We start from the raw sequence: 8,126 nt of genomic DNA, 5'->3' as shown, positions 1-8,126 counted from the left end.
TCGATGGAGCCACGGGGCTGCGCGAGCACGGCCTCGTTCGCCGGGCCGCCGCCACGGCCGAGCGAGCCGCCGCGGCCGTGGAACAGCGTCAGCTCGACGTCGTGCTGCTTCGCCCAGTCGGCGATCCGGGCCTGGGCGTCGTAGAGCGCGAGGTTCGCCGAGACCGGGCCGACGTCCTTCGAGGAGTCGGAGTAGCCGAGCATGACCTCGAGTCGCCGACCGGTCGCGGCGAGACGACGCTGGAACGGCTCGGTGCGGACTGCCTCGTCGAGGATGTCGACGCTGGCGTGCAGGTCCGCGAAGGTCTCGAACAGCGGGATCACGTCGAGCACCGGTGCGGCCTCTGGGGACCCGAGCGCGGCGACGGCGAGCTCGTGGACGTTCGCGAGGTCCGCCGCCGACTGCGTGAACGACACGATGTAGCGGTTGGCGGCGCGGACGCCGTAGCGGGCCTGCAGCTCGGCGATCGTGCGGAAGACGGCGAGGACCTCTTCCGTGGTGTCGCTCAGCTCGCCACCGGCGCGGATCTCGGCGAGGGCGTTCCGGTGCACCTGCGAGTGCTGGCGGACCTCGAGCTCGGCGAGGTGGAACCCGAACGTCTCGACCTGCCAGACGAGGTTCTGCAGCTCGCCGTTCGCCGGGCGCGTGGCACCGGCCGCGACGAGCGAGGTCTGGATGGTGCGGAGGTCGGCGAGGAGTGCCTCCGGACCGGGGTAGGCCAGGTCCGCCTCGCCCCTGCGCGTGGCGTCGATGCGGGCGGCGACGAATAGGAGCGCCCTTCGGTGCGTCTCGTTCGGTGCGCGGACGCCGATGCGCTCGGCGATCCCCGGGTCGAGGGACTCCTGCGCGGCGACGAGCGCGGTCAGGCCGGCGTCGGCCGGGGTCTCGCTCGCGTCGAGCGTGAGGGTGCTGCCGATGCGGGTCGCGGCACGGGACAGCCCGAGCAGGATGTGCTCGGCCGCGATCTCCGCCGCCTGGCGGGTGACGTCCGCGGTCACGTGCGGGTTGCCGTCGCGGTCGCCGCCGATCCAGGTGCCGAAGCGCACGAACGCCGGTGCGGTGACGGGCACCCGGCCGGCGTCGTCGCCGAGCAGTCGGTCGTCGAGCAGGCGGTACACCTGCGGGACGATCTCGAACAGCGTCTGGTCGAACACGCTCATCGCCGTGCGGACCTCGTCGAGCGGGGTCGGCCGGGTCGTGCGGAGCGGCGAGGTGCGCAGGAGCGTGGTGATCTCCTCGAGCAGGCGTCGCTCGTTCTCGGCGAGGGCCGTGGCGTTCGTCGTCCGGTCGCGCTCGTCGATGAGGTCGGTGATGCGCCGCACCGCCGTGGTCACCGCGCGTCGGCGGGCCTCGGTCGGGTGTGCGGTGAGGACCGGGTGGAACCGCAGCTCGCGGAGCCGGGCGGCAGCGGCCTCGTCGCCGAGCTGCTCGACGAGCGAGGCGTAGGTCGCCGGGAACGAGTCACCGGCGAGCCCGCCGTCGTCCCCGCGGTGCCGGAGCACGCGCACGCGGTGGTGCTCCTCGGCGAGGTTCGTCAGGTGGAAGTACGTGGTGAAGGCCTGGGCCACGGCTTCGGCACGCTCGGCGGACAGCTCCGCGACGATGGCCTCGGCCCGGGCGGCCCCGGTGGCCTCGCCACCCTCGTACGCGTCGATGACCGCCGCGCGGAGGCTCTCCACGTCGTGCAGCAGGTCCTCGCCGCCGGTCTCGCGGAGCACCCGTCCGAGCAGCTTGCCGAGGTACCGCACGTCGGAACGCAGGTCGCTGTCGACCGCGCCGCTGACGTCTTCCCGCGCGCGTCCGTGCCCGCGTCTACCGGTCGAATCGCCGTCATGTGGTCCTTTCCGGGTCGGCCGGGCGCATCGTCCCGGTATCCCAGCAGCGTATCGGCCCACCGGGGACGGTGACGACAACCGTCCGGACGGACCGCCTGCACGCCCGGGACCGGGCCGGGATCAGGTCGGAGCGCTCACGCGGTCGCGGCGACGTCGCCGCCCGCGTGCCCGGCCGCCGGGCGCCGGACGGCGGGGCCGCGCGTCGCGTCGAGCCCGGCGAGCAGACCGCTGTCGAGCCGGTGGGCGAGCTCGACCTCGGCGATCACCCGCTCGCGTTCTCCGGCCGACCACGGGGCGGCGTCGAGCTGCTCCCGGTACGTCCGTTCGAAGGCCCGCGGGTCCGCCACCTGGTCGAAGATGTAGAAGAGGACGCCGTTCGTCTCGAAGCCGAACTGCTCGGCGAGCAGCCCGCCGATCAGCCGTCCGCCGGACAGGTCGCCGAGACACCGCGTGTAGTGGTGCGCGACGAAGCCGCCGGGCCAGGTGGCCGCGACCTCGTTCAGGCGTCGGACGTAGGCGGTGGTCTCCGGCAGCGGGCACACGAGCTCGGACCAGTCCGGACCGATCAGGTACTCGAGGTCGGCACGGATGGCCGGCATGCGGGTGAGCTGCGAGGTGACGAACGGGGCCGCCACGGGGTGGTCCGCCATCCGTTCCGCGGCACGCTCGAGGGCGTCGTAGACGAACGCGTACTGTCCGAGCAGCGCCGCGTACTCGGCGACGTCGCAGCGTCCGGCGAGCAGGTCCGGCATGAACCCGACCCCGTCCGTCGAGCCCTGCGTGCGACGGGTGCGGCGGCGCAGCAGCTCGGAGAACGGGGTGACGGTGTCGTCCATGAGGTAAGGCTAACCTCAGTCACCTGCGCGTCAAGCACAGCGCACCCAGAAGTCGAGAGAGGAAGCTCGCACCGATGAGCTCGAAACCCGCACGTCCCCAGCACGTCTTCGTCGTCCAGCGCACCGAACGCCTCTCGCCGCACATGGTCCGCGTCCACCTCGGTGGTCCCGCCTTCGACGCGTTCGTCGGCGCCGCGGACCCGGAGCGGCTCCGCACGACGGACAAGTACGTGAAGCTCCTGCTCGCGAAGCCGTCGCTCGGGCTCACGCCGCCGTACGACCTCGAGTCCCTCCGCGAGAGCCTGCCGAAGCACGACCGCCCGGCACGGCGGACGTACACCGTCCGCGCGGTCGACCACGACGCGCGGACCATCGCCGTCGACTTCGTCGTGCACGGCGACGAGGGCCTCGCCGGACCGTGGGCCGCCTCCGCCGAGCCCGGCGACCTGCTCGCGCTCTCCGGCCCCGGCGGCGGCTACACGCCCTCGGACGACCCGGACGTCACGCACGTGCTGCTCGGCGACGACAGCGCCCTGCCCGCGATCTCCGCCGCGCTCGAGGCGATGGCCGACACCGCCACCGGCGTCGCCCTCGTCGAGGTCGCCGGTCCCGCCGACGAGCAGGCCGTCGCGCACCCGGCCGGGGTCGACCTGCGCTGGCTGCACCGCGACGCCACCGGCGCCCGGCCGGGCACGCTCCTGCTGGAGGCGGCCCGCTCGCTGGAGCGCGCCTCCCGGCCGGTGCAGGTGTTCGCGCACGGTGAGCGGACCGCGATGAAGGCGATCCGACGGCTGCTGCAGGACGACTGGGGGCTCGAGAAGTCCGAGATGTCGCTGTCCGCGTACTGGGCGCTCGGCCGTGCCGAGGACCGGTTCCAGGAGGAGAAGCGCGAACCGATCGGGGTCATCTTCACGGAGTGACCGCGTGCCGCGGTGGCCGGTCGGGAGGCGCGGCTCGCGTCGGTGGGTCGGGATAGCGTTCCCGGCATGGTCGCCCTCTCGTGCTGCGTGCCCGGCTGCGACGCCGGTGCCGACCCCGGGTGGACGGTGCCGGCGGTGCCGCTGTGCGGCACCCACGTCCTGCTCGTGGCCGACGCCGCCGCCGAGCACCCCGGCGTCGAAGACGTGCTCCCCGGCCCGTGCCCGGTCTGCGGAGCAGGGGTCGGCGTGCGCTTCCCGTCCGGCGCGGTGTGCGCGCGGTGCGAGTGGCGCTGGGGTGAGGTGCCGGACGGGGACCTCGCCCCGCCCCGCGTCGACGTCGTCTACTACCTGCGGATGCGGGACGACTTCGGCGACCGGATCAAGATCGGGACGACCACGAACCCGCGGCAGCGGCTGGCGGCGATCCCGCACCAGGACCTGCTCGGCTTCGAGCGCGGCGACCGGACGCTCGAGCGACGGCGGCACGGGCAGTTCCGGGCGACGCGGTACCCGGGCACCGAGTGGTTCCGGGTGACGCCGGAGTTGCTCGAGCACGTCGCCGTCGTGTCCGCCGGGGTGAGCGACCCGTGGGAGCTGCACGCCCGGTGGACGAGCGAGGCGCTGGCACTGCGCGGCTGACGCCCGGCCGCCCGCGCGTCAGCGCGCGTACGCGTCGACGAACAGGGCGCCGCGGACCTCGCGCAGCGTGTCGACCAGGCGGGCGATCGTCCGGCCGGAGATCCCGGAGACCTCGAGGTCGTACGGCCCGATGGCCTGCAGCCGCCCGGTGCGGACGCGCACGACCTCCCAGCCGACGCCGCGCACCGCCCGGTCCTTCCGGCGGTCGGTCTCCTGCCGGGGTCCGACGTGCTCGAGGCCGTGCCGACCGGTGGAGTCGTACTCGATCGCGACACGGAGCTCCGGCAGGATGACGTCCGGCCACACCTCGACGTGGTCGAAGAAGGGCCGGTCGAGCCGGATCGCGGAGTGGTCGAACGTGAAGGCGAACCGCTCACCGGGTGGGTGATCGTCTTCACGTCGCCGATCAGGTCGCCGGACGCGGTGAGGGCGTCCACGACGACCTTCTTGGCCGAGAACACGGTCTTGCCGGCCATCTCGGCGTAGAGGGCCTTGCCGCCCTCGGACTCGATCCAGGCCGGCTCGTCGGAGCGCACGCGGCCGTCGAAGCCGATGATCGCGCGGTTCGGCAGCTGCAGTTCGCGCCACCAGACGACGTCGGTGGTGTCGCCGAACGTGCAGACCATCGCGATGCCGGCACCCTTGTCCTGCTGCGCGAGGTGGTGCGCGAGCACCGGGACCTCGACGTCGAACAGGGGGGAGCGGACCGTGGTGCCGAAGAGGTCCTGGAAGCGCTCGTCGTCCGGGTGCGCGACGAGGGCGACGCACGCGGGGAGGAGTTCGGGGCGGGTGGTCTGGATGACGACGTCGTCGCCGCCGTCGGTGCGGTGGAAGGCGATGCCGTGGTACGCGCCGGGCATCTCCTTGTCCTCGAGCTCGGCCTGGGCCACGGCCGTGCGGAACGTCACGTCCCAGAGCGTCGGGGCGTCGGCCTGGTAGGCCTCGCCGCGCTCGAGGTTGCGGAGGAACGCGCGCTGTGCGCTCGCCCGCGAGGTGTCGTCGATGGTCCGGTAGGACTGGGTCCAGTCGACCGACAGGCCGAGCGTGCGGAAGAGGTGCTCGAACTGCTGCTCGTCCTGCACGGTCAGGCGCTCGCACAGCTCGATGAAGTTGCGGCGCGACACCGGGATCTGGTCGGCGGCCTTCGACGACTTGCCGTCCCCGCCCTCGAACGGCGGCACGAACGTGGCGTCGTAGGGGAGCTGCGGGTCGCAGCGGACGCCGTAGTAGTTCTGCACGCGGCGCTCGGTCGGCAGGCCGTTGTCGTCCCAGCCCATCGGGTAGAAGACGTGCTTGCCGCGCATGCGCTCGTACCGGGCCTTGAGGTCGGTGTGCGTGTATGAGAACACGTGCCCGATGTGCAGCGAACCCGAGGCGGTGGGCGGCGGGGTGTCGATCGAGTAGACGTTGCTGCGGTCGCCGGCGGCGTCGCGGTCGAACCGGTAGGTGCCGTCCTGCTCCCAGACCGGGCCCCAGACGTCTTCGAGTCCGTCCACCGTGGGCTTCTCGGGCATGGGCTTCGACATGGCGGGCCTTCCGTTCGGCGCGGTGCTGCGACCGCTGTGTGCGGCACCGAGTCCGTGGTGAGGTGCCTGATTGTCCACGCACGTGCGGCGCGGTACTCCCGATGGTAGCGGCTCGCACCGTCATCGCTGACGGTCGGTACCACACGGTCCTGACGGACACGCCGGGTGTTTGGTAGGCTGTCGGAGTTTGTCCGGCGGGCGCGGGGTTCGCGAGGACTGCATCGTCGCCGTTCGCCGGGCGCCCGAAGGCAAGACGCAGCACTACCGGAGGAACGATTTGTCACCGAACCAGACCAGCCCCGCGAACGGCGATCGGCCGCTCCGGACGAAGGGCGCCGTGAAGCGGGCCCGCCGCAAGCTGACGAAGGACGACGTCACCGTCGTCGAGGAGTCGCTCCTCAAGCGCGCCGTCGCCGCAGCTGCCCTCGGCAACGCGATGGAGTGGTTCGACTTCGGCATCTTCGCGTACCTCACGGTGACCATCTCGCAGGTCTTCCTGCCGAAGGGCGACCCGGCCGCGAACATCGTCGCGACCTTCGGCTTCTTCGCCGCGGCGTTCATCGTGCGCCCGATCGGTGGTGCCGTCTTCGGCCCGATCGGCGACAAGATCGGCCGCCAGAAGGTCCTCGCGCTGACGATGATCCTGATGGCCGCGGGCACGCTCATGATCGGCCTCATCCCCTCGTACCAGACCATCGGGTTCTGGGCCCCGGTCCTGCTGCTCGTCGCGCGGTTCGTGCAGGGCTTCTCGACCGGTGGTGAGTACGGCGGCGCCGCGACCTTCATCGCCGAGTACTCGCCGGACAAGCGCCGCGGGTTCATGGGCTCGTGGCTCGAGTTCGGCACGCTCGCGGGCTACGTGCTCGGCGCGTCGATCGTCACCGGCCTGCAGTTCGGTCTCTCCGAGGACGCCCTCCTCAGCTGGGGCTGGCGCATCCCGTTCATCGTCGCCGGTCCGCTCGGCCTCATCGGGCTGTACCTCCGCCTCAAGCTCGAGGAGACCCCGGCCTTCCAGAAGCAGCAGGAGCAGGCCGCCGAGCGCGAGTCGCAGAAGACGCCGTTCCTCAAGCTCTTCGCGGAGAACTGGCGCGGGCTCATCATCTGCATCGGTCTCGTCCTGGTCTTCAACGTGACGGACTACATGCTCCTGTCGTACATGCCGACGTACCTCGAGCAGAACCTCGGGCAGAACGCGACCTTCGGGCTCATCCTGATCGTCATCGTGATGATCCTCATGATGGTCGTCATCACGTTCGGCGGCCGGCTGTCCGACAGGTTCGGCCGGCGCCCGGTCCTCGCGACCGGCTGCATCGGCTTCCTGCTGCTGTCGTGGCCGTCGCTCAAGCTCGTCCAGAGCGGCACCGGGGTCGGCGTGTTCTTCGGGCTGCTCATCCTCGGTCTCGTGCTCGTGACCTTCACGTCCACGATGCCCTCGACGCTTCCCGCGCTCTTCCCGACGATCATCCGCTACGGCGCCCTCGCCATCGCGTTCAACGTGTCGGTGTCGCTCTTCGGTGGGACGACCCCGCTCGCGACCGCCGCGCTCATCAACGCCGCGAAGGACGCCGGCTACGGCTGGGCCGAGGACATCCCGGCCTTCTACCTGATGGCCGCCGCCCTCATCGGGCTCGTCGCCGTGTACTTCACGAAGGAGACCGCCGCGACGCCGCTCATGGGGTCCGGACCGACGGTGGCGCACGAGGACGAGATCGCGGACGTCATCAAGGACTACAACGACCCGGAGTCCGACCTGGCGCAGTCCGACTGGGCGAAGGACTTCTCGACCAGCGAGATCCCGATCATCTCGGGCGACGTGCCGTCGTCCGGTGCGGGGTCGAAGGAACCAGCGGGCTCCTAGTCGCAGCCTGCTGCTCCGCACGAGCGGCCGGCCTGGAGGCACGGTGTGCGTCCGCCACGGACGTCGCCCCGTGCCTCCGCTCGTCCGGCGCGCAGGGCGCGGGCTGTCCGCGCCGTTTCGCGCTGTGCGACAGTTCACGGCTCCGCGCGCCCGTGACGTGTCGCTGACCGCGGGAGAACGCCGGCGCACCGCGTCCGCGCAGGGGCGGCCCGCGCGAGCGCGCTACGCGGCGCCGGCCTCGGGCCGCGGGCCGGCGGCGAGCCGCTCGGCGGCGCGCAGCAAGCGCGCGGTCACGGCGTGCGTCGGACGGTCGAACACCGTCGCCGCGGAGCCGTGCTCGACCACGCGGCCCTCGTGCACGACCAGCACGTCGTCCGCCATCCGCCGGACGGCCCGGAGGTCGTGCGACACGAACACCATGGCCACGCCCGTGCTGTCGCGCAGCCCCTCGAGGAGCGTCAGCACCGCGTCCTGCACCGTGGCGTCGAGTGCGGTGACCGGTCGTCGAGCAC

Annotated in this window: 5 protein-coding genes and 2 pseudogenes; 3 read left to right on the top strand and 4 right to left on the bottom strand. The window is 72.1% G+C overall.

Features of this window, described 5'->3' with window-relative positions; genetic code table 11:
* Both I5E_RS12245 and I5E_RS12240 read right to left on the bottom strand, forming a co-directional pair.
* Nucleotides 1-1,748 (bottom strand): phosphoenolpyruvate carboxylase (locus I5E_RS12245; protein WP_022907239.1); only part of this gene is annotated, 1,748 nt, incomplete at its 3' end.
* 221 nt (nucleotides 1,749-1,969) lie between these two features.
* A complete protein-coding gene (locus I5E_RS12240; protein WP_022907238.1) occupies nucleotides 1,970-2,671 on the bottom strand; it encodes a biliverdin-producing heme oxygenase in 702 nt (233 codons plus the stop codon).
* Between the two features lie 74 nt (nucleotides 2,672-2,745).
* Between I5E_RS12240 and I5E_RS12235 the strand changes: the two genes are divergently transcribed.
* A complete protein-coding gene (locus I5E_RS12235) occupies nucleotides 2,746-3,591 on the top strand; it encodes a siderophore-interacting protein (protein ID WP_022907237.1) in 846 nt (281 codons plus the stop codon).
* 66 nt (nucleotides 3,592-3,657) lie between these two features.
* A complete protein-coding gene (locus I5E_RS23645; protein ID WP_031262492.1) occupies nucleotides 3,658-4,230 on the top strand; it encodes a GIY-YIG nuclease family protein in 573 nt (190 codons plus the stop codon).
* A gap of 374 nt (nucleotides 4,231-4,604) precedes the next feature.
* On the opposite strand, the pseudogene I5E_RS12225 reads toward I5E_RS23645, so the two are convergent.
* Nucleotides 4,605-5,744, bottom strand: a pseudogene (locus I5E_RS12225) (class I tRNA ligase family protein); the annotation flags it as partial.
* Nucleotides 5,745-6,033: 289 nt separating this feature from the next.
* Here I5E_RS12225 and proP point away from each other — a divergent pair.
* Nucleotides 6,034-7,614 (top strand): glycine betaine/L-proline transporter ProP, encoded by a 1,581-nt coding sequence (gene proP / locus I5E_RS12220; RefSeq protein ID WP_022907236.1) that lies wholly within the window; start codon nucleotides 6,034-6,036, stop codon nucleotides 7,612-7,614.
* A gap of 222 nt (nucleotides 7,615-7,836) precedes the next feature.
* Here proP and I5E_RS25520 read toward each other — a convergent pair.
* Nucleotides 7,837-8,126 (bottom strand): annotated as a pseudogene (locus tag I5E_RS25520) (ABC transporter ATP-binding protein); the annotation flags it as partial.

The organism is Curtobacterium sp. B18, assembly GCF_000333375.1.
GTDB lineage: Bacteria > Actinomycetota > Actinomycetes > Actinomycetales > Microbacteriaceae > Curtobacterium.
Note: the sequence above shows the minus strand (reverse complement) of the source record. Positions and strands in the feature narration are given on the sequence as shown.

Excerpts from the sequence above, each read along its gene's own strand:
- I5E_RS12240 (WP_022907238.1), bottom strand. The coding sequence starts at position 2,671 with ATGGACGACACCGTCACCCCGTTCTCCGAGCTGCTGCGCCGCCGCACC.
- I5E_RS12235 (WP_022907237.1), top strand. The coding sequence starts at position 2,746 with ATGAGCTCGAAACCCGCACGTCCCCAGCACGTCTTCGTCGTCCAGCGC.
- I5E_RS23645 (WP_031262492.1), top strand. The coding sequence starts at position 3,658 with ATGGTCGCCCTCTCGTGCTGCGTGCCCGGCTGCGACGCCGGTGCCGAC.